This is a genomic window from Bradyrhizobium sp. dw_78 (genome assembly GCF_018449525.1).
In the GTDB taxonomy this organism is placed as follows: domain Bacteria; phylum Pseudomonadota; class Alphaproteobacteria; order Rhizobiales; family Xanthobacteraceae; genus Bradyrhizobium.
The window spans coordinates 148,089-169,537 of record NZ_JAAVUS010000002.1 but is presented as its reverse complement, the minus strand read 5'-3'; the positions used below and the strand labels follow the sequence as shown (position 1 = coordinate 169,537).

16 protein-coding genes are annotated in these 21,449 nt (G+C 61.7%); 11 read left to right on the top strand and 5 right to left on the bottom strand.

Going from position 1 to position 21,449, the window contains the following annotated elements:
• The first annotated feature begins 339 nt into the window (after positions 1 to 339).
• Positions 340 to 2,469: an acetate--CoA ligase family protein gene (locus tag HB630_RS06745; protein WP_213771069.1), complete on the top strand. Its 2,130-nt coding sequence runs from the start codon at positions 340 to 342 to the stop codon at positions 2,467 to 2,469.
• A 457-nt stretch (positions 2,470 to 2,926) separates the two neighbouring features.
• Positions 2,927 to 5,185, top strand: coding sequence for a SulP family inorganic anion transporter (locus HB630_RS06740; RefSeq protein ID WP_213771067.1), 2,259 nt, complete (start codon positions 2,927 to 2,929; stop codon positions 5,183 to 5,185).
• A 1,166-nt stretch (positions 5,186 to 6,351) separates the two neighbouring features.
• Here HB630_RS06740 and HB630_RS06735 read toward each other — a convergent pair.
• The 3 genes from HB630_RS06735 to HB630_RS06725 form a co-directional block, all read right to left on the bottom strand.
• Positions 6,352 to 6,714, bottom strand: coding sequence for a VanZ family protein (locus HB630_RS06735; protein ID WP_213771066.1), 363 nt, complete (start codon positions 6,712 to 6,714; stop codon positions 6,352 to 6,354).
• 89 nt (positions 6,715 to 6,803) lie between these two features.
• Positions 6,804 to 7,418 carry a thiamine pyrophosphate-dependent enzyme gene (locus HB630_RS06730; protein WP_213771065.1) on the bottom strand — a complete coding sequence of 205 codons (615 nt, stop codon included), beginning with the start codon at positions 7,416 to 7,418 and terminating at the stop codon, positions 6,804 to 6,806.
• A gap of 8 nt (positions 7,419 to 7,426) precedes the next feature.
• Complete coding sequence (locus HB630_RS06725) at positions 7,427 to 7,990, bottom strand: thiamine pyrophosphate-binding protein (RefSeq protein ID WP_213771063.1); 564 nt, start codon at positions 7,988 to 7,990, stop codon at positions 7,427 to 7,429.
• A 221-nt stretch (positions 7,991 to 8,211) separates the two neighbouring features.
• On the opposite strand from HB630_RS06725, the gene HB630_RS06720 reads away from it, so the two are divergent.
• The 3 genes from HB630_RS06720 to HB630_RS06710 are packed head-to-tail and all read left to right on the top strand — an operon-like array spanning position 8,212 to position 11,130.
• Positions 8,212 to 9,177, top strand: coding sequence for a tripartite tricarboxylate transporter substrate-binding protein (locus HB630_RS06720; protein WP_213771061.1), 966 nt, complete (start codon positions 8,212 to 8,214; stop codon positions 9,175 to 9,177).
• On the top strand, positions 9,177 to 10,067 hold the full coding sequence (locus HB630_RS06715; protein ID WP_213771059.1) for an amidohydrolase family protein: 891 nt from the start codon (positions 9,177 to 9,179) through the stop codon (positions 10,065 to 10,067). The genes HB630_RS06720 and HB630_RS06715 overlap by 1 nt, the downstream gene beginning before the upstream one ends.
• A 13-nt stretch (positions 10,068 to 10,080) precedes the next feature.
• Positions 10,081 to 11,130 (top strand): hydroxyacid dehydrogenase, encoded by a 1,050-nt coding sequence (locus HB630_RS06710; RefSeq protein WP_213771057.1) that lies wholly within the window; start codon positions 10,081 to 10,083, stop codon positions 11,128 to 11,130.
• A 335-nt stretch (positions 11,131 to 11,465) separates the two neighbouring features.
• Here the strand turns inward: HB630_RS06710 and HB630_RS06705 are convergent, their stop codons facing one another.
• Entirely contained in the window at positions 11,466 to 12,404 is a 939-nt protein-coding gene (locus HB630_RS06705; protein ID WP_213771056.1) for a GlxA family transcriptional regulator, read from the bottom strand.
• 123 nt (positions 12,405 to 12,527) lie between these two features.
• On the opposite strand from HB630_RS06705, the gene HB630_RS06700 reads away from it, so the two are divergent.
• The 6 genes from HB630_RS06700 (at position 12,528) to HB630_RS06675 (ending at position 20,468) form a co-directional block, all read left to right on the top strand.
• Positions 12,528 to 13,331 (top strand): SDR family oxidoreductase, encoded by an 804-nt coding sequence (locus HB630_RS06700; RefSeq protein WP_213771054.1) that lies wholly within the window; start codon positions 12,528 to 12,530, stop codon positions 13,329 to 13,331.
• Between the two features lie 129 nt (positions 13,332 to 13,460).
• Positions 13,461 to 13,694 (top strand): hypothetical protein, encoded by a 234-nt coding sequence (locus tag HB630_RS06695; RefSeq protein ID WP_346656060.1) that lies wholly within the window; start codon positions 13,461 to 13,463, stop codon positions 13,692 to 13,694.
• 199 nt (positions 13,695 to 13,893) lie between these two features.
• Positions 13,894 to 14,919 (top strand): amidohydrolase family protein, encoded by a 1,026-nt coding sequence (locus tag HB630_RS06690; RefSeq protein ID WP_213771896.1) that lies wholly within the window; start codon positions 13,894 to 13,896, stop codon positions 14,917 to 14,919.
• Between the two features lie 176 nt (positions 14,920 to 15,095).
• Entirely contained in the window at positions 15,096 to 16,238 is a 1,143-nt protein-coding gene (locus HB630_RS06685; protein WP_213771050.1) for a diguanylate cyclase, read from the top strand.
• Positions 16,239 to 16,462: 224 nt separating this feature from the next.
• Positions 16,463 to 18,817: an EAL domain-containing protein gene (locus HB630_RS06680; protein ID WP_249780709.1), complete on the top strand. Its 2,355-nt coding sequence runs from the start codon at positions 16,463 to 16,465 to the stop codon at positions 18,815 to 18,817.
• 301 nt (positions 18,818 to 19,118) lie between these two features.
• On the top strand, positions 19,119 to 20,468 hold the full coding sequence (locus tag HB630_RS06675) for a globin-coupled sensor protein (RefSeq protein WP_213771048.1): 1,350 nt from the start codon (positions 19,119 to 19,121) through the stop codon (positions 20,466 to 20,468).
• Between the two features lie 24 nt (positions 20,469 to 20,492).
• Here the strand turns inward: HB630_RS06675 and HB630_RS06670 are convergent, their stop codons facing one another.
• Positions 20,493 to 21,437, bottom strand: a complete 945-nt coding sequence (locus HB630_RS06670) for an acetamidase/formamidase family protein (protein ID WP_213771046.1) — start codon at positions 21,435 to 21,437, stop codon at positions 20,493 to 20,495.
• Positions 21,438 to 21,449 lie beyond the last annotated feature (12 nt).

The following is a 21,449-nucleotide window of genomic DNA, read 5'->3' as shown; positions in this document are numbered from 1 at the left end:
TGTTTCAGCTCGGGCACGGTTTGAGTCTCCTGTCAGGAGACATCTTGTATCAGACTATTGGTTCGAAGATTTTTGGCATACCAGATGCCAGAAAGTCAAGACGACATTGTTTTCAGCACTTCGTTGGGGGTGGCTTGCCAGCCCATCCCCGTTTCTGGCATACCATATGCCATACGAAGCGAATTCACCGCAAATAAGGATGGGCGCTGGCGCGGATGGCCCGTTTGCGATCACCGCAAGCGAGTTGAGCGGGGCGCTACATTCACACCGGCGCGCACAGGCGCCGGCAGGAATCAAGCAATCGACGTCAAGCAAGCAATCGACGTCAAGGAGGAAACCATGTCGAGTTCTAAAGATGCGGTCCGCAGGATACTTGATCAGGTTAAGGCGGATAAACGCACGAGTCTGACGGCGCCGGAAGGCAAACTGGTGTGCGATGCCTACGGCATTCCGGTGCCGAAGGAAGCCGTGGCGAAATCGGCGACTGAGGCCGCCAGGATTTCGGCGGACATGGGTTTCCCCGTGGTCATGAAGATCGTCTCGCCGGACATCCTGCACAAGACCGAAGCGGGCGGCGTGGTGGTGGGCGTCAAGACCGCCACCGATGCCGAAAAGAATTACGAGATCATTCTGGCCAACGCCAGGAAATACAAGGCCGACGCCAGGATCGAAGGCGTCCAGATCCAGCAGATGCTGCTCGGCGGCCAGGAAGTCATCGTCGGCGCCGTCACCGACGGATCGTTCGGCAAGCTGGTGGCCTTCGGCCTCGGCGGCGTGCTGGTCGAGGTGCTGAAGGACATCACGTTCCGGCTCGCGCCGGCGACCAGGGAAGATGCGCTGTCGATGCTGGACGGCATCCAGGCCCACGAAATGCTCAAGGGCGTGCGCGGCAGCGATCGGGTCAACCATGAGGCGATCGCCGATATCATCGTCGACGTCTCCAAACTGATTACCGATTTTCCTGAAATCATCGAGATGGATCTCAATCCGGTATTCGCCACCAAGCATGACGCGATCGCCGCCGATGTGCGCATCGTCGTCGATTTCGACTACAAGCCGCGTCCGGCGCCGCGCTCGAACGAGGAAATCGTCACCGCGATGAACCGCATCATGCGGCCGCAAGCGGTGGCCGTGATCGGCGCCTCTGCCGAAGACGGCAAGATCGGCAATTCGGTGATGAAGAATCTGATCAACGGCGGCTACAAGGGCGAGATCTATCCGATCCATCCCAAGGCCGCCGAGATCCTGGGCTACAAGGCCTACAAAAGCGTCAAGGACGTGCCCGGCGTGATCGACACCGCGGTGTTCGCGATCCCGGCAAAATTCGTCGCGGGCGCGCTGATCGAATGCGGCGAGAAGAAAATTCCCGGCGCCGTGCTGATTCCGTCGGGCTTCGCCGAAGCGGGCGCGCCTGAGTTGCAGGCCGAAATCGTCGAGATCGGCCAGAAATACAACGTCCGCCTGATGGGGCCGAATATCTATGGCTTCTATTATACGCCCGCCAATCTCTGCGCCACGTTCTGCACCGCCTATGACGTCAAGGGCCATGCGGCTTTGTCGTCGCAGTCGGGCGGCATCGGCATGGCGATCATCGGCTTCTCGCGCTCGGCCAAGATGGGCGTTTCCGCGATTGTCGGCCTCGGCAACAAGTCCGATATCGACGAGGACGATCTGCTGGCGTTCTTCGAGCAGGACCCGAACACCAACCTGATCGCGCAGCACTGCGAGGATCTGAAGGACGGCAGGGCTTTCGCGGAAGCCGCCAAGCGGGTCTCCAAGAAGAAGCCGGTGATCGTGCTCAAGGCCGGCCGCACCTCGGCCGGTGCCAAGGCGGCGTCATCGCACACCGGCGCGCTTGCCGGCAACGACAAGATCTACGAGGACGTGCTCAAGCAGTCCGGCGTGATCCGCGCCCGGTCCTTAAGGCAATTGCTCGAATTCGCGCGCGGCGTGCCGGTGCTGCCGACGCCGAAGGGCGAGAACATCCTGATCATCACCGGCGCCGGCGGATCCGGCGTGCTGTTGTCGGATGCGGTGGTCGACAACGGCCTGTCGCTGATGGCGATGCCGCCGGATCTCGACGCGGCATTCCGCAAGTTCATCCCGCCGTTCGGCGCCGCCGGCAACCCGGTCGACATCACCGGCGGCGAGCCGCCGATCACCTATGTCAACACCGTCAAGCTCGGCCTCTCGGACGAGCGTATCCACGCCCTGATCCTCGGCTACTGGCACACCATCGTCACGCCGCCGATGGTGTTCGCCCGCAACATGGTCGAGGTGAAGAAGGAGATGGAGGCCAAGGGCTTCGTGAAGCCGATCGTGGCCTCGCTGGCCGGCGATATCGAGGTCGAGGAGGCTGCCGAATATCTCTACCAGAACGGCATCCCGGCCTACGCCTATTCGACCGAATTGCCGGTCGAGGTGCTGGGCGCCAAATACAAATGGGCGCGCGGCGCGGGCCTGCTGTAAGCCGCACACGCGACGCACTCCATATGAATGCCGCCCGACGGTTCGGGCGGCATTTTTATTTATTAGGGCGCGTATTCATCATCGAGCCTCGGTTGGTGCGGCTGGCTCAATGTCCGCTAAGCCCCGACAGCGGCCAAATTTTGCGGCGTAACGAATGACGCGATGGACCGCTAGCGGTCAACCCTTGCCGATGAATCGAGGCATCCGCACCCGTTCACAACTCAAAATATTATGTTGCCAAATCGTAACGTCGGATCGCCATGTTTTCTTCTAAAGTCGGCGAGCCGCGAAAGTTTATCCGGAGATCACCGCTTTAGTGGAGCCATCATACGCTTCTAGAATAAACCGATAACGGGGCCGACCAATTGCAGCAGTGTGTCAGTTCGCTAAAATATAGGCGGCGGCCGCCTGCCCGGGGCAGTTTACAAATTAGGGGGGAGAAATCTTGGATCAAGGAATGGACGCCCCGGGCATGCGCGACAACGCGCGCGCGCCACGGATGTTATCCGGTTCGCTGACCGCAGCGCAGCTCGCGAAGGCCGGGCGCGATGGGATCAAGGATTTGATTGCCGGCTTGGTGGCGGCTGTCGTTCTGATCGGCAATATCGTTTCGTTTGGCGCTTTGATGTTTCCGGGGGAGCTTAGCTCCGGAATCCCGATCGTGATCTGGGCGATGTTGATCGGAAGCTGCATCGGAGGCGCCTGGATTGCCGCCGCAACGTCCCTGCCGCCCCTGGCAAGCGGCATCGATTCACCGACCGGGGCGGTGCTTGTGCTTCTCAGCGCGTCCGCCGGCGCTGATGTCCTTGCCGCCGGGGGGACGCCCCATTCGGCTGTTCAGACCGTCATGCTCCTCTTTACTGCGGCTACGGTTCTGTCGGGGGCCTTGTTGTACGGTCTGGGCAAGGCGAAGTGGGGCGCCTATTTCAGGTTCGTTCCTTATTTCGTCGTCGGCGGCTTCATGGCGGCGACTGGCTGGTTTCTCATTGCCGGTGGTGTTCGCATGACGAGCGGCCGCGCCTTGTCGTTGACCGGAATAACAGCGACATGGACCCTGCTCCAGGGCACGAGGCTCGCCGCGGCCGCCGCCGTCGTGGCGGTGTTGCTGGGCGTTCGCCAGTGGGTCAAGTGGGCGTTCGCGATGCCGGTTTCCCTGGTTGCCATGTGGGTGATCGGGGCGCTTGCGCTGAGGGGTTTTGGACTTTCCGACACCGTACACGGTTTCTATCTTCCTTCCCTGGGTACGTTGAGCCGGTGGTCGCCCTTCGATACCGCCCGCGGATCGCAAATGACGTGGTCGATGACCGCCGCGCTCCTTCCGCAACTGCTCGCCGTGACGATCGTGGCGCTGATTTCGATGGTGACGAAGGTCTCCAGCATCGAGGTTGGACGCCAGGCGTCGGGAGACCTCGATTGCGAATTTCGTGCGCACGGACTAGCCAGCCTGATAGCCGCGCCCTTCGGCGGCATCGCCAGCGGTTTGCAGGTCGGAACAAGCCGCTTGCTGGAACATGCGGGCGGCGCGACCCGCATGAGCGGCGTTTTTTGTGCGCTGGCGCTCGGAGCTGTCGCCATTTCCAATTTCGATCTTCCTGGCTTGATCCCGATTCCGATCATCGCCGGACTCGTCTTCTATCTCGGCTATACGTTCATTCTTGACGCCTTGTGGCGGCCTTTTTCCCAGCGCGCCTGGTTCGACCTCGGGCTCGTCACCGCGATGATGATCGTCTGCATCCAATATGGTTTCCTGGTCGGCATCGTGGTCGGTCTGATTTGCGCCTGCGTGCTATTCGCCATCAGCTATGCGCGACGCGGCGTCGTTCGCCGGCATGTCACGCGCGCGGACTTCACCAGTTACGTCGAACGATCGGCCATTGCCGCAGACTACCTGCGGGACAAAGGCGCCGCGATCCAGCTATACTGGCTGTCGGGCTACATTTTTTTCGGATCGTCGGAAAGTGTGTTCGAGCGGATCCGCGGCGATATTCAAGAGCTGGGTCAGGGCTGCGTCAAATACGTCGTGCTCGACTTCGGAACCGTATCAGGCGCCGATGCTTCCGCCGTAGTAAGTTTCACCAAATTGCGAAATTTCTGCAACCAGCAAGGTGTCACGATCATCTATTGTGCGCTTTCGGCGGCGAACCACGCTGTATTGGAAGGAGGCGGATTGATCGGTGCGAAAAGCAAGCATCAAGTCTTCGCCGATCTGCCATACAGCCTGGCTTGGTGCGAGGACGAGATGCTTGCCAGGGCCAGCCTCGATCTCAATGCTGGCGACGCCGGGTTCGCGCCCTGGCTGCAGCGCGAACTGGGGAACACAGCTGATGTTGCTCAAATCCTGACCTATTTCGATCGCAAGGCCGTTGACGGATCACAAGTGCTGTACCGCCAGGGCGAACCCGCGAATACGATCGATCTCGTGGCCGCCGGAAATCTCGCCATCGATATCACGAAGGCCGACGGGAGCAGTTTGCGGGTGCGCCGGATCACGACTTACAAGGTCGTTGGCGAGATGGGCTTTTTTCGTCGCTCCGTTCGCGTGGCAACGGTCTCATCCGACGGGCCGGCCACGCTATTTACTCTTACGCGGGTGAATTTCGAACGCATGAGGCTTGAACGTCCCGACTTGGCGGCCTCATTCGACGATTTTATCCTCCGTGTTCTTGCCGACCGCGTGGAATTCGCAAATCATGCGATCGCCGCCCTCAGCACGTAACAGAGAGGACTCGATGCTAATCATGTTCCTCCTCTGCGGACCGCATCCAAAAGAAGCGATTTGAGATAGTCATTAGTCGTATAACGACAGCCGTGCCTCTTCTTGCGGTGTAACGATCTCGCTCGCTGGGGCACTCTGCAAGAGAGTGCCAGCAAGGATGTGAAGAAGCAAAAACAGGAGAGCGATGGTAGTTATTAACGTCATTTCATTCAGTTCTGGTATTTGCAAAGAATATCTCGGCCGTACACGCCTCTCATTTACCGACATCTTCATCGCCTCCGGTGCTCGGGTTCGAGCCGCGCGCCGCCCTTGGGTGAAGCGACGAGATGCCGGTATTGTCCAAGGGTGCGCTGCGCCTGAAGGCGTCGTGAGTGATGCAGCGCCGCGACAAGCGAAGCCAAAACACTCGTTCGCTTTGTCCTGTGACCAATGCGAGACTCGGACCGAGGGTAAGCGGCTCCCAGCGCAAGATTCGAAACGTGCCTCATGAGTCAAATTCCGCCGTGTGAATAGAGTCACACGAACCATCGCAGACTTCGCCCGACGCGGGTGTTAGCGACTTCACACTTCAACGAAAGTTGATCTTAAAACAGTCAAATGGTCATCTGAAAATCTTCGAGCTGCAGCGTGAGCTTGCCTTCACTTGAAGGACATCGTTTCTCGATTTTGCGACGAACGATCTCAGAAATATTCATTAACAAATCGCCGGCGCCACAGCGCCTGCGGTTGCACCGCCGGCGCTAATTAGCAAAAGTCGCAACGAACATTCCAAGTGTTGAAAACTCACGGGTAGCCCAATTTATCAATATCCGACGTCAAGCTGGCGGCTTCGCGACGGGCTGTTGCGGATCGTGCCGCGCTGCTCAACACCAGGGTCTAACGGGACATCATCCTGAGAGCCTGACTGAAAAAGCATTCGATGGTTGCGGGCTCTTCCTGACCACTTGAGCGTGAATCGCTTTTTTGTCATGGCCGGGACAAGCCCGGCCATGACGACCTCCTTGAAAAGCCCGATTTTATCGCTCGCTTTTTGAGTCAGATCCTGAGGAGCGTCACGAAGCGATGCGTCTCGAAGGATGAAGCCACGGAACTGGAAAATGCGTTGGAAATCGCTGGCGGGATTCCGGGCTCGCGCGTGGCACGCCCCGGAATGACGGTTTGTGGAATCAGCTGGCGCTGGTCCGAAATGCGCGTAGCCGCTGCATCGCCCAATCGAGTGCGGCGACAATGGCGAAGCCGACGCAGGCCGTCAGCGCATCGACGATGAAATCGTCGAGCCTTGCGTGCCTTCCAGGCGCCAGGAATTGCAGCAGTTCGAGAATGCCGATCAGGATCACGGTGATCATCGAGGTGCGCAGCCGGCTTTGCGTATAGGCGAGACCGAACGCCAGGCCGATCAGGATGAACGCGAACGCATGTTCGCCGTTCTGGCCGAGGTCGGAGTGGGGGCGGAGGCGGGCCGGTCCCAGGGTGGCGAAGGTGACGGCGGCGGCGAGCAGCCAGGCGAAGATCCGAAGGATGATGGTCATCGGGTCCGGATAACACACTTCTTACCGTGCGAATATCGTTGTCACGGGAACTTGCGATTCCGTGTGGTTAACGGCGTTTTTGCCGCGGATCACAGCGGCTGCCGAACTCCGATGCCGTTCATGAAGCGCTCCCTGATCTGCACCGGATCGCGCCGCGTGGTTCCGGTTCCCGGCTTGTCGTCGATGCGCACCCCGATCAAGGTCGGCCCCGACGCCGACAGAGCGAGGTCGACCAGACGTTCGAAATCCTCCTCATCGGCCGCCCAGCTGCTATTGGCGAGACCGCATCCGGCGGCGATGGCCACGATATCCGAGACCGCCGCGGCCGGCGTCGGTTGCGCGCCGGTGATCTGGTAGATGCCGTTATCCATCACCACCATGCACAGGTTCCGCGGCGCCAGCGTTGCAATCGTCGACAGGCATCCCAGTTGCATCAACAGCGAGCCGTCGCCTTCGAGCGCGAAAACGCGGCGCTTCGGCTGCGCCAGCGCGACGCCGAGCGCAATCGGGAAGGCGAGACCCATGCTGCCCAGCATGTAGAAGTTCTGCGGACGATGGCCCGCGGCCCACAGATCGAAATTGGTGTTGCCGATGCCGCCGATCACGGCTTCCTCGTTCTTCAGCCTGGCGACCAGGCGCGAGGTGAGGTCGAACCGGTTCATGATCTTGGTGTTGCGGGCGGGGGCCCTGGCTGTCTTGTTCATGGGATCGCTCAATTCTCGACTTTTCCGCCGGTCAGGAGCGGCGACAGGATCAAGGCCACCGGCGCCTGCGTGGTGACGGCCTGCTTGATCGAGCGGTCGGTGATGAATTCCAACTCGTCGAGCCGGGTGACGGTGTGATGCTCCATCGCGAGCGAGTCGAGCACCGGCCGCATGGTGCGGCAGACCAGCGACTGCCCGTAATTGAATTCACCGAGCGTGCCGCGCTCGGACACGAACATGATCAGTGGAATCTGATAGGGCACTGCCAGCGAGGCCATTACATTGGCCAATGTGGCGAAGCCGGATGTCTGCATCAGCACCGCGCTGCGCATGCCGCCCATCCAGGCGCCGGCGACGATGCCGACCGCTTCCTCTTCGCGCGCGGTCGGGAATGTCGTGAAGAACGGGTCGGCGTGGATGCTCTTGATCAGCGCCGTCAGCACCCGGTCGGGGACATAGGGGACGAGGCGGATGTCGTTACGCTTCAGCGTTTGCAGCACCACCTCATGCCAGGGCGTTTCGGGCTTTCCCGGCAAGGTCTGGGTCATGGTTTGTGCCTCGGCGGCGGCCATCACGCTCTCCCTGTGCTTCGCGACGATGTTTCGTTCGCAACATGACCGCTCGCGGTCCCTGTCGAGGCTGCGAACTTGACGCGATCTCCGGGATTGTCAACATGTCCCGGCCGTTACCGTGATCTGCGCGTCGGGCGATGCGCCGGGCACGCGAACGTGAGATAAGAGCGACAAGAAATCGCGCGCCATAAAACAAATAGCGCGAATTTGGGGGAAATGCCGTGGCCAATTGGTTCCGGACATTTGTCGCGTTGGCGGCCGTGCTGGCTGCGGGCGGCGCGTCGGCACAGCCTGCCTTTCCCTCCCGGCCGGTGCATATTTTCGTGCCCTATGCCGCCGGCGGCGGCGTGGACGTGCTGGCGCGCACGCTCGGCGATGTCGTCTCGCGGCAATGGGGCCAGTCGGTGGTGGTCGAAAACCGGCCGGGGGCGGGCGGCGTGATCGCGTCGCAGGCGTTGGCGGCGTCGCCGCCCGACGGTTACACGCTGATCGTCGTCGCCAGCGGACATCCCACCAACCCGTTTCTATACGCGAAGCTGCCTTACGACACCTTCAAGGACTTCACGCCGATTTCGCTACTGGCGTCATCGCCCAATATTCTGCTGGTGCGGACCGACTCTCCGTTCAGGACGCTTGGCGACGTGATCGCGCAAGCAAAGGCGAAGCCGGGCGCGCTGTCGTTCGGGCACGCCGGCAACGGAACCTCGACGCATCTCGCCGGCGAACTCTTCAGAAGCCTCGCCAGGATCGACATCAGCCCCATTCCCTACAAGGGCGGGATTCCGGCGCTCAACGATCTTCTGGCCGGACAAATTCCGATGTCCTTCAACAATGGGCCGGAATCGGTCGGGCAGCTCCAGGCCGGCAGCGTGCGCGCGCTTGCCGTCACCACCGCGTCGCGGGCGCCGTTGTTGCCGGAGGTGCCGAGCATCGGCGAGATCGTGCCGGGCTATGACACCGAGGTATGGTGGGGCCTGCTGGGACCTGCCAACATGCCGAAGGATATCGTGGCAAAGCTCTCGCACGACTTCGTGGCGGCCTTGAACACGGAGACGGTGAAGGAGCGGCTGGCCAGGCTCGGCTCGACCCCGATCGGCAGCACGCCCGAACAATTCGACGCCAGGATCCACGCCGACTATGACAAATGGGGGCCGATCATCAAGGCCGCCGGTATAAAGGCCGAATGATGCCAGCCATTCCCGCTTGCCTGCCGCCGCTCGAAGTCAGCCGCCCAAGGGTGCCGCCGCCGCCGAACGCCTGCGATACCCATGCGCATGTATTCGGGCCGGCCGACCGGTTTCCCTATGCCGCTGATCGCAGCTACACGCCGCCGGACGCGCCGCTGGAAAAATATCTCGGCATGCTCGATACGATCGGATTTGACCGCGGCGTGCTGGTGCAGGGCAGCGCCCACGGCCACGACAATGCCGCGATGCTGGACGCGCTCGAACGCCAGCCGTCTCGCCTGCGCGGCGTCGCGGTGGCCGATGCCGATGTCGCGCCGGACACGCTCCGCGCCTGGCATCGCTGCGGCGTCAGGGCGTTGCGCTTCAATCATTTCTTCCGCGACGGCCAGCTGCATTATCGCGGCGGCGTGCCGCTCGGCGTCGCCGAACAACATGCGCCGGTCATGGCCGAGCTCGGCTGGCACCTTCAGCTCTGGATCGATGTCAAGGATCTGCCCGAGACGATTCCGGCCCTGAAGTCGCTCGGCCTGCCGGTCGTGATCGACCATATGGGCCGCACCGATGCGCGCGCCGGCACCGCGACGCCGGGCTTCCAGAGCCTGTTGCGCGCCATCGGCGAGGGCTGGTGCTGGACGAAACTGTCGGGCGCTCATCGCCTGAGCCGTGCCGCGCCCGACTATCCCGACGCGCGGCCGTTTCACGACGCGCTGGTCCACGCCAATCCCGAACGGCTGGTATGGGGCGGCGACTGGCCGCATCCGCGCGTCGAAGGCGAGATGCCGGACGCGACGCATCTGTTCGAACTGTTTCAATGGTGGACGCCGGACGTGGCGACCCGGCACCGCATTCTCGTCACCAACCCCGCCAATCTCTACGGATTTCCGAACTGAAGGTCTGTGATCAATGTCCGTCAACAACAAGCGCGTGTTCTACGTCAAATACCTCGCCCATGAGATCTATGCCGATATCTTGCGGGCGCGGCCCGATGTGCGGCTCGACCGGCTCGAGAACGAAAGCCCGGACGAAACCGCCGCGCCGATCCTGGCGGCGGCGCATGTCTACCAGATCGGCGCCGCGCGCGACGAGATCGCGCCGCATTTCCATGCCGGCCATGATCTGTTGCGGCGCGCGCCGAACCTCCTGATCGTGTCCAGCAATGGCGCGGGTTTCGATCCCGTCGATGTCGAGGCCTGCACGGAAGCGGGCGTCGTCGTCGTCAACCAGTCCGGCGGCAACGCCAATTCGGTGGCCGAACATGCGCTCGGGATGCTGCTCACGCTGTCGAAGCGCATTGTCGAGGCCGATCGTGCGCTGCGGCGCGAGGCCAACGTCAATCGCAACGCGCTGATGGGCACCGAGGCGCAGGGCAAGACCATCGGCATTATCGGGCTCGGCAATGTCGGCCGCCGCATTGCCGAACTCTGCAAGGGCCTGTTCCGGATGAACGTGCTGGCTTACGATCCTTATCTTTCGACCACCGAGATGGCGGCGCGCGGCGGCGAGAAGGTCGAGCTGGATGAACTGCTGCGCCGCTCCGACTATGTGTCGATCTCCTGTCCGCTGACCAGGGACAACCGCAACATGATCGGTGCGCGCGAATTCGCGCTGATGCAGAAGCACGCTTATTTCATCACCACCGCGAGGGGCTTCATCCACGATGAGGCCGCGCTCGCCGACGCCTTGCGCAACAAGCAGATCGCGGGCGCGGGTCTCGATGTCTGGGCCAAGGAGCCGCCGCCGCCGGACCATCCGCTGTTGCAGTTCGATAATGTCCTGGCCAGCCCGCACACTGCCGGCGTGACCCGGGAAGCGCGCGAGAACATGGGCCGGATCGCCGCCGAACAGGTGCTCGATGCGCTCGACGGCAAACGCCCGCCGCGCATCATCAACCCCGAGGTCTGGCCGCGCTACGTCAAGCGCTTCGAGCAGGCGTTCGGATTCCTGCCGGCATAGCCGAATTTCCGGGAGAATATTTCTTCCGTTACCGGTCCCATCACAGCAAGAAAACAACTGTCGTCCGCAAGGCGGACGATGGTGATGTTGCTATTTTCCCGGCGCTCTCGACATCTCCAGCGCGCACGGCCAAGTCAGCGATGCGCCGTTTGTTTCTGTTCGCGGAAATCATGGTTTCGGCCGGCGCGGCGGGAAAATATCACATGCAACATGTAGCTGCGTTATTGCGAAGGGCGCCATCCCGGATCGGGCACCGTCTGGCCCACATCATCGCGATCGCGGCGGCCAGCCTACCGGAAGTGGGCGCGTAGCGCCGTCGTTGCGTCGCTGCCTCCTTACGCCGCAGACCTCGAATTGCGACGAATGGATTGCGGCGGCTGGCCGAGGGTTCGGAGGAAGGCGCGGCGCATCCGCTCGCGATCGCCGAAGCCGGTCTGGTCCGCGATCACGTCCATCGAATGGCGGTCTTGTTCTGTCAGCAGCCGGGCGGCCTCAACGCGCAGATTCTCCACCGCCTTGGCCGGCGACTGCCCGGTTTCTTCCTTGAAGGCGCGGCTGAATTGCCTTGGACTTAGCCCGGCGGCCTCGGCCAATTCCTCCACCGACAATTCCCGTTGCAGATTCCGGCTGGCGTAGTCGATCGTGCGCTGGATGCGGTCGGATTTCGGTTCGAGTTCCAGCAGCGTCGAGAATTGCGACTGCCCGCCGGCCCTGCGATGATAGACCACGAGCTTGCGCGCGACGGCGCGGGCGACCTCCTGTCCGTGGTCTTTCTCGACCATGGCGAGCGCCAGATCGATGCTTGCCGTCATGCCGGCGGAGGTCCAGACCGAACCGTCGATAATATAGATCCGGTCTTCTTCCACTTTCAGGTCCGGAAAGCGGGATTGCAGGTCTCTGGCAAACGCCCAGTGCGTCGTCGCGCGCCTTCCGTCGAGAAGGCCGGCTTCCGCCAGCACGAACGCGCCGGTGCAGGGCGCCGCCATCCGCCGCGAGGTTTTCATGCTGCGCTTGACGAAATCAATCAGCCCCGGCGTCACCGGCTCGATCTGCGCGCTGGCGCCGATCATCACGGTGTCGAATTTCGTCTTGCCGAAGGCTTCCGTTTCCACGCTGAATCCGGCGGAGGATCTGACCATGCCGCCCGTCTCCGACAGCAGCGTGATGGCGTAGGCATCTTCACCTACGACGAGATTGGCGACCTCGAAGGCAGTCAACGCCGCAAAACCCATCACCTGAAAGTTGGGAAAGACCACAAAGCCGATTTTGTGCATGACAGTCTCCGTCACGGGTATGGCATAAAAGGTGGTATATATGACATTTGAGACATTGGCCAGCGACGCTAGAAACTGGGTCACCGCGCCACGGATGGTGCGGGCAACCTACGGAGAACGAACATGAGCGACGCGAACAAGGGCATCGCACTGGTTACTGGCGCCTCGTCGGGCATCGGGGCGATTTACGCGGACCGGCTGGCCCGTCGCGGCTACGATCTGATTCTGGTGGCGCGCAGCCAGGACAAGCTTTCAACTCTCGCCAAGCGCCTCGGGAGCGAGACCGGACGCGCGGTCGAGATCGTCGCCGCCGACCTCAACAACAGCGACGATCTCCGCCGTGTCGAGACCGTGCTGCGGACGGATACCCGCATCACATTGCTGGTCAACAACGCCGGCATTGGCACCGCGGGCCCATTGCTTTCGTCCGACGTCGACAAGATGGAGGAGATGATATCGCTCAATGTCGGCTCGCTGACGCGCCTGACCTATGCCGCCGTGCCCGGCCTGGTCGCCCGTGGCGGCGGGACGATCATCAACATCGCCTCGATCGCCGGCGTCGCGCCCGAAACCCTCAATGGCGTGTATGGCGGCACCAAGGCCTTTGTGCTGGCGCTCAGCCTATCGTTACACAAGGAGCTCGCGGAAAAGAACCTGCGTGTGCAGGCGGTGCTGCCCGGCGCTACCGCGACCGAGTTCTGGGATCTGGCCGGCGTGCCCGTGGGCCATCTTCCGAGCGCCATCGTGATGAAGGCCGACGACATGGTCGACGCCGCGCTCGCGGGTCTGGATCAGGGCGAGCTTGTCACCATTCCGTCGCTTCCCGACATCGGCGACTGGCAGGCCTATGAGGCAGCGAGGCAGAAGCTGATGCCGAACCTGTCCCGCAGCACGCCCGCGGCGCGTTACGCGCGGCCGGCGGCTTAGCCGATACTCAAAGCGAGGTCTTTGCCGAAAATATTGGACGGGGTCTGTGATCGGAGATACCTATTCGTCAAAAGATGTGAGGAAATCCCTGCAGGGCGTCCCGTGATCCCGGGTTCAACTCGTTGAGAAATCAACGTACCGATCGCCATCGACGGCATGGTCATCGCGCCCGGCGACCTGATCGTCGGCGATGGCGATGGCGTGGTTTGCGTCCCCTTCGATTTCACCGCGGATATCCTCAAGGCGACGGAAGCCAGGCATCGCGCCGAGCTCAAGCAACTCGACGAGATCAAGCAGGGCAACAACGACCGCGCCTGGGTCGATGCCGCCCTGCTGCGGCTGGGCGTGCAGATCGACGATTAGAACCGGCTGGAACGGGAGAGAATTGGTGTTTGCTTCGGGCGGAAATGATGCGGTTCGCGGATGTGGTTGCTGCAACCCGGTGTTCCCCGGCATGAGCGCGGCCGCCGGCCCGACGCCGTCGGAGACACCGGCGAATATCGAAGCGCTGGCCGGCGCGAAGCAGGCCGCTGGTGCCAAGGCCGCTGCGAGGGCCGACGGGCTGGTGATCGACTGCCACGGTCATTACACCACCGAGCCCGAGGCGTTGCTCGATTGGCGCAAGCGCCAGATCGCCGCGATCAACGATCCCTCGCAGCGGCCTTCGACCGACGAACTGCGGATCAGCGACGATCAACTCCGGGCCTCGGTCGAAAACGCGCAGCTGCGGCTGCAGCGCGAACGCGGCACATCCGCGACGCTGCTGTCGCCGCGCGCGTCCGGCATGAGCCATCATATCGGTGACGCCTCGGTCAGCGCCGCCTGGTCACGGGTGTCGAACGATCTGATCCATCGATTGACGCAGCTTTATCCGAACAATTTCATCGGCGTCTGTCAGTTGCCGCAGTCGCCGGGCGTCGCGCCGGAAAACTGCATCGGCGAACTGGTCCGCTGCGTTACGGAACTCGGTTTCGTCGGCTGCAATCTCAATCCGGACCCGAGCGGCGGTTACTGGACCGAGCCGCCCTTGACCGATCGCTGGTGGTACCCGCTCTATGAAAAGATGGTCGAACTCGACGTCCCCGCGATGATCCATGTCAGTGCGGCGGCGAACCGCGCCTTTCACACCACGGGCAGCCACTACATCAACGGCGACACCACGGCGTTCGTGCAATTGCTGATGTCGGATCTGTTCAAGGATTTTCCGACGCTGCGTTTCATCATCCCGCATGGCGGCGGCGCGATTCCCTACCACTGGGGCCGCTATCGCGGCATCGCACAGGACCAGAACAAGCCGCCTCTGTCGGAACTGGTTCTGAACAACGTGTTCTTCGATACCTGCATCTATCATCAGCCGGGTATCGATCTTTTGACGCGCGTGATCTCCGCTGAAAACATCCTGTTCGCGTCGGAGATGCTGGGCGCCGTCAAGGGCGTCGATCCCGAGACCGGGCATAATTACGACGATACGCGCCGCTACATCGACGCTTCGACGATCCTGACGGCCGAGCACAAGCGCGCCATCCTTGCCGGCAATGCGCGGCGCGTTTACCCCCGGATCCAGTCGCTCCCGATGGCGGTTTCATAGCCGTCATCCACCGGCAGCAATGCACCGGAAAAATCGCACTGGTTCTGGTAAGAAAAGTTCCCGCGACGGCGACCGTTGACGGGCTCTTAATCCTATCAAATAAGCCTATCACATTCTTGCGCAGACCGGCCGTTCATGGCCACGACTTGTTAGGAACTCGACGCCATTGTCCCGGCATGGGACCGACGGCTTTTTTCAGATTTTTGCATCCGAGTTCGAGTATCCGGCGGGAGCTCATCGAGCTGCTTTACACCTCGCTTCCGCAGGTCATGGCGATAACGGTGACTTCGGTCAGCGGCGCCGTGGCGCTGGCCATCATCAGCGGAGACGTCGGCTATTCGGTGATCGCCTGTTTCATTCTGATAACATCGACGGCGAGGCTCTATAGCCTGCATCTTTACCGGTCCCGATCGGCAAATTTCTCCGACGAAGACGTCGTGCGCTGGGAGCGCATCTATGGTGTGGGGGCGGCGGCGTTCGGAATTGCGCTTGGTCTGCTTTCGTTTCGAGCCCTTCAACTGGGCGATGCTGCCGGAGCCTGGCTCGCTTTCGGGCTTTCGATGTCCTACTGCGTCGGCATGGTCTCGCGCGCTGCCGTTCGTCCGTGGATCGTGTTGCTGGCGTCGGCCCTGTTGCTTGCTCCGACAACGATCGCAGGGCTTCTGCGGCCGGAGCTGCCATACAGGATCGGCGGCTGCATGCTGTTCCTGTTCTGGATAACGCTGCGCGAAGCCTCCCGTCATCTGAGCACCGCCTTTATCGAAAGACTGGAGGCGAAGCATGCCCTGGCGCGTCAGGCGAGCCACGATTTTCTGACCGGTCTGCCGAACCGCGCTGCATTTCTTTCGGCCCTTGCAAGTGCCAGGGCAAGCATCGCGGTCGTTGCTCTCGATCTCGATGGTTTCAAGCCGGTGAACGATCGCTTCGGTCACCGCGCCGGAGACCTGTTGCTTCGTCAGGTCGCGGAACGCCTGACCGATTGTGTCGGAGCCGATGGGATGGCGGCGCGTTTCGGCGGCGACGAATTCATGTTGCTCAGATCCGTGGACGCTGGGCAGGCTGGGCGAGATGCGGCCCTTGCCCTTACCAGACGGGCCGTCAAAGCGCTGTCACAACCTTTCCTGTTGTCCGACGTGTCGGTTCGGATCGGCGCGAGCGCCGGTATTCTGGTGACCGAGGGTGAAATGGCTCCCTCCGCTAATGCGGCGTCCCAATTGCTGGAACATGTCGACCGCGCCCTTTATGCGGCGAAGCGCGCCGGCGGAGGGCGGTGGCAATGGTCCGACGAGCAGACGGCTGTCCATCTCCAGGCAGGTTGAGGCTCCCTTCCTGGTTCACGCTCCTGAAACCGCTCGCGTAGCTGGAATTTTAATCTTTAGAGACATTATTAGATGCCTGAAACGACAGGCGCGGATACGTCAGAATCCGAAGGTCCGGCACTTTATGAATTTTCGTTCCGCGGAGATCGGCGCGGTCTGAGCGAGCAGCGTTGGCAGGACGTCGTATGTTTATTGATGCATTAATTACCAGGACGAAGGCAGTCATGGCGCTGCCCTCAGACAATCCGGATTTGGTCAAAGCACAATGTACGGCGCTGTCCAGCCTGATCCCCTTGATGTATTTTATCCTTGTCGCCAGTAGCTGGGTATTGGCGATCGATTATCTCCATGCGGCGCCGTTATGGTTGACCGTTTATTGCCCGCTTGTTCTGACCATCATTTGCGCGGTCCGGCTTACCGTCTGGTGGCGGAAGCGAGGCGTCGTCCTGACGACCGAAACGGCTATCCATGAGCTGAGGCGGACAAACCGCATGGCGGGAATTCTTGCCGTCGGCTTTCCCGCATGGGCGCTGGCGCTTTTTCCATACGGCGATGCTTTCGCGCAAAGCTATGTGGCCTTCTTCCTCGCGATCTCGGTGATCGGCTGCGTTTTCTGCCTCACGCATCTGCGTTCGGCCGTCCTCATCATTACGGCTGTCGTGACCACGATCTTCGTGGGCTTCTTTGCCTTGACGGAAAATCCGACCTTCATTGCGATGGCCGTCAACTTCATCCTTGTCATGGCCGCTGTGCTGGTCGTTGTCCTGATGCAAAGCCGTGACTTCAATCGGCTGGTTGTCGCGCAGGCCGAGGCGATGGCGCTGATTGCCGAGAATCAGCGCAAGCAGCAGGAGCAATACCGGCTGCTGCGGATGATCGACGACATGCCGGTAGCGGTGATGACGGTCGATCCCGCGACCTTCAACATCAACTATGTCAACGAAACCTCGAAACAAACGCTGAGCCGGATCGAAGGCCTGCTGCCGATCAAGGCGGATGAGCTCCTTGGCGCATCCATCGACATCTTTCACAGGCACCCGGAACATCAGCGCCGGCTGCTGTCAAATCCGGGCAACCTGCCGCATCGCGCCCGCATCAAGCTGGGACCGGAGATGCTGGACCTGCAGATTTCCGCGGTCAACGCCACCGACGGCAGTTACATCGGGCCGATGCTCACCTGGTCGATCGTCACCCAACAGGTCGAAGCGGAAAATCGCATTCGCGAACTCGCGCATTACGACACGCTGACCGGCCTTGCCAACCGCACGACCTTTCGCGAACAGCTGGAGCTCAGCCTTGCGAAGCCGGGCAGCCGGGTTGGCCTTCTGTTCATTGACCTCGACGGCTTCAAGATCGTCAACGACTCGATGGGCCATCTTGTCGGCGACGCCTTGCTGAAGCAGGTCGCCAACCGGCTCCGCGACGAATGCCGTCAGCCGTCCCTGATGGTCGGGCGGCTTGGCGGCGACGAATTCGGGATTTTGATGGAGGAGGGGGATCCCGACGCAGCCCCCGCGCTGGCCGGCAGGCTGGTTGACGCCCTCGTTGCGCCCTATCATCTGGAATTGGACAGGCGTGTCCAGATCGGCGCTTCCATCGGTATCGCCGTGGCTCCGCTCCATGGCAACGATGCCGAGATCCTGCTGTCGCGCGCCGACATCGCGCTCTACGCGGCGAAAGCCGCCGGCAAGGGCACGTCCAGGATGTTTTCTCCCGAGCTGGAGCTGCGCATTCAGGAACGCGTGCGGCTGGAAGGAAAGTTGCGCGTTGCCCTCGAAGAAGAGAACGGGCTATTCGTGTTCTACCAGCCGATCGTGGATATCCAGACCGGCCGCATCACGGCGCGGGAGGCGCTGCTTCGTTGGTACAATCCGCAACGAGGCTGGATTTCTCCCGGCGAATTCATTCCGGTGGCGGAGGGGAGCGGATTGATCGACAAGCTCGGTCTGTTCGTCCTCAACCGCGCCTGCCGGGACGCCGCCGAATGGACCGACGGCGCCCGCGTCGCGGTCAATGTTTCGCCGGGGCAACTCGGCAAGGGAACGCTGGCTCCGGCCATTCTCACGGCGCTGGTCGAGAGCGGGCTGTCGCCGGGGCGGCTGGAGATCGAGGTCACGGAAAGCGCGCTGTTGAATGACGTGCTCGACTGCATCGCCGATTTGCGTCAGGCGCGCGATATGGGCGTCCGCGTCGCGCTCGATGATTTCGGGACAGGATTCTCGTCGCTTGCCCATCTGAGGGCCTTCCCGTTCGACAAGATCAAGATCGACGGCTCCTTTGTCCGGGACGCCGTGAAGCGGCCGGACTGCGCGGCTGTGGTCAAGGTGGTGGCGGATCTCGGCAAGCGGCTCGGCGTGACGACCGTCGCCGAGGGCGTTGAAACCCAGGCGCATCTGGAACGCGTAACCGAGGAAGGATGCAGCGAGGTTCAGGGCTATCTCTTTGGCAGACCCGCGCCGAGCGAACGCGACGCGCCGATCGTCGCGGAAATCCAGCGTCAATTGGCGGAAAAGGCGGCCAGGGACGAGAGCTCATATATTGCTGCGGTTGGTCCTTCGGCCATGATGGGGCAGCGCTGACTTCGTTCTTCTGGACCGCAAAAGACCTCGATATTTCGGCCAAGCGCACATGCCGGCCGGTTTATTCAATCGCAGCGTTCTGCGTATCTTTGCGGCAATTCCTGCGATCAATCGCGATCGGCCGGCGACACCGGATCATTGCTGGAATTGACCTGCGTCAATACAGGATACGCGAATTTTCAATAGAGCTTGCCGTTCGATCAAGGGCGCTGATGCCCGGCAGCTTTGAGCATGATGTTCTCGCGTTCGTGTCTGCTTTTCTTTTCCCTTCAATTTTAGGTCCGATGGGCAGGATTTGCATATGACGAACGAAAGCACGATCGCAGAGCGCCTGAAATTCAACAATATCGACGCCAGCACCATCGCCGCGTTAGCCGGAAGTCGCGCATTCATTCTGGCCGAGATGCCGGCGATTCTGGGCCGGTTCTACGATCACATCGAAAAATTTGCCGAGACGGCGGCGTTCTTCAAGAGCCGTGACGTGATGCTGCACGCGAAGCAGATGCAGCTCAAGCATTGGGCCATGATCGCAAGCGGTCAATTCGATGAAGCCTATGAGCGTTCGGTCACCCGGATCGGAGAGGTTCATAATACGCTCGGTCTCGAGCCGCGCTGGTATATCGGCGGATATAGTGCGCTGGTTGCCGGCTTGATGGAGGCGATCGCGCTGCGTTTGCCGTCGTCGAAATTTGACCGGACTGCCGCCGCCAGGAAGGCCGCCTTGCAGACGGCGGTGATCAAGGCGTCGATGCTCGACATGGACCTTGCAATCTCGGTCTATATCGAGGCGGGCCGGCGCGACCGGCGGCAGACGCTCGAAGACCTGGCTTCCAATTTCGAACGGGCGATCGGCGGCGTGGTCGATGTCGTGGCGTCGGCGGCAACCGGGCTTCAGGCATCGGCGAAAACCATGAGCGCAGCGGCCAAGGAGACCGCCGAGCAGTCGAATTCGGTGTCGCGCGCCTCGGAAGAGGCTTCCGCGAATGTGCAGACGGTGGCTGCCGCGACCGAGGAGTTGACGAATTCGATCACGCAGATCAGCCAGCAGATCAAGGAATCCGCCCGCATCGCCGCAAACGCGGCGCGAAACGCCGATGAGACGGCCGCGAAGATCAATAATCTGTCGGAGGCCGCGGGCAGGATCGGAGCAATCATCGACATCATCACCAAGATCGCGTCGCAAACCAACCTGCTGGCGCTGAACGCGACCATCGAGGCGGCACGCGCCGGTGACGCCGGCCGCGGCTTTGCCATCGTCGCGCAGGAGGTGAAGTCGCTGGCCGGACAGACCGCGCGCGCCACGGCGGAGATATCCGCCCAGGTAGGGGCGATGCAGTCGTCGACCAGCGAGTCGGTCCACGCCATCAAGGAAATCACCGGCGTGATCGGTTCCATGAACGAAGTATCGGCCGCGATCGCATCGGCGATGGAGCAGCAGAACTCCGCCACCCGGGAGATCGCGAGTAGTATCGACCAGGCCGCTCAGGGAACCGGCGATGTTTCCACCAACATTACCGGTGTCACCCGCGCCGCCGGTGAAACCGGATCTGCCGCCGCACAGGTCCTGGCGGCGTCGTCCGAACTGTCGCAGCAATCCGAAGGGCTGCGCGCCGAGGTCGACAAATTCCTTCGGACGGTTCGGGCCGCCTGATTGTGCGCCAGGGGCGCACCGGTATCAGCCCAGAATGGATTTCGGCAGCATGCAGTGCGCTCCCTTGGCCATGTTGACCATCTGGGTAACGTGGAGATCGGCCGCGAGGCTGCATAGCGTATAGGCGTCGGTCTTCGACAGGCCGCGCAGTTCGCCGATCCAGCGGATCATGTCGCGGAGCGCCTGCCTGACCGCGTCGTCGAGATCCTCGTCGAATCCCATCGTGATGTAATGCGTCGGGGTTTCCGCGCGCGGCGCGGTCAACTCCATGTCTTTGCGCACCGAGAGTCGGAAATGGCCGGTCAGCGCCGTTTCGAGGGCCGTGATGCAGACCTCGCCGTCGCCCTGCACGCCGTGTCCGTCGCCGACCGAGAATTGCGCGCCCTTGTTGTAGACCGGAAAGTAAACCGTGGTCCCCGCGACCAGTTCCTTGTTATCCATGTTGCCGCCCATCGTGCGCGGAATCACCGAGGTGATGCGTCCCCAGTTCGGCGGCGGCGCGACGCCCATGACGCCGAAGAACGGGCTGAGGGCGAGCTTGCCGCCCCAAGGCAGCGTTACCGTCTTGGCCTGTTTGTCGATCGGCAGGATCTTCAAGATGAAGTCGGGAAAATCGTCAGGGATGGTGCCTTGAAGCGGAATGATCAGATTGAACCCCCAGTTCTGCCGCAGGGTGATGTCCAGAATGTCCACCGCGAGCACATCGCCGGGCTCGGCGCCGTCGACATTGATCGGGCCGGTCAGGAAATGTGGGCCCGCTCCGCGTTCGGCCTCTTTCAGGATCGGGCGGTGCTCGGGGAGAATTTCAAAGCCGTCGTCGCTCGGCAGGTACGCCGCGTCGCCCGAAACGGTGTCGATGATGACTTCGGTGCCGGAGGCAACGCTGGTGATCGAGGGAGTGGAGGCATCGAAAAAGCCCCATTTGACGCTCTGCGGTGTCGCCGCAATCTTGATCGCATCATTGCCCATCTCGATTCTCCT

Excerpts from the sequence above, each read along its gene's own strand:
- HB630_RS06745 (WP_213771069.1), top strand. The coding sequence starts at position 340 with ATGTCGAGTTCTAAAGATGCGGTCCGCAGGATACTTGATCAGGTTAAG.
- HB630_RS06740 (WP_213771067.1), top strand. The coding sequence starts at position 2,927 with ATGGACGCCCCGGGCATGCGCGACAACGCGCGCGCGCCACGGATGTTA.
- HB630_RS06735 (WP_213771066.1), bottom strand. The coding sequence starts at position 6,714 with ATGACCATCATCCTTCGGATCTTCGCCTGGCTGCTCGCCGCCGCCGTC.
- HB630_RS06730 (WP_213771065.1), bottom strand. The coding sequence starts at position 7,418 with ATGAACAAGACAGCCAGGGCCCCCGCCCGCAACACCAAGATCATGAAC.
- HB630_RS06725 (WP_213771063.1), bottom strand. The coding sequence starts at position 7,990 with ATGGCCGCCGCCGAGGCACAAACCATGACCCAGACCTTGCCGGGAAAG.
- HB630_RS06715 (WP_213771059.1), top strand. The coding sequence starts at position 9,177 with ATGCCAGCCATTCCCGCTTGCCTGCCGCCGCTCGAAGTCAGCCGCCCA.
- HB630_RS06710 (WP_213771057.1), top strand. The coding sequence starts at position 10,081 with ATGTCCGTCAACAACAAGCGCGTGTTCTACGTCAAATACCTCGCCCAT.
- HB630_RS06705 (WP_213771056.1), bottom strand. The coding sequence starts at position 12,404 with ATGCACAAAATCGGCTTTGTGGTCTTTCCCAACTTTCAGGTGATGGGT.
- HB630_RS06700 (WP_213771054.1), top strand. The coding sequence starts at position 12,528 with ATGAGCGACGCGAACAAGGGCATCGCACTGGTTACTGGCGCCTCGTCG.
- HB630_RS06685 (WP_213771050.1), top strand. The coding sequence starts at position 15,096 with ATGGGACCGACGGCTTTTTTCAGATTTTTGCATCCGAGTTCGAGTATC.
- HB630_RS06680 (WP_249780709.1), top strand. The coding sequence starts at position 16,463 with ATGGCGCTGCCCTCAGACAATCCGGATTTGGTCAAAGCACAATGTACG.
- HB630_RS06675 (WP_213771048.1), top strand. The coding sequence starts at position 19,119 with ATGACGAACGAAAGCACGATCGCAGAGCGCCTGAAATTCAACAATATC.
- HB630_RS06670 (WP_213771046.1), bottom strand. The coding sequence starts at position 21,437 with ATGGGCAATGATGCGATCAAGATTGCGGCGACACCGCAGAGCGTCAAA.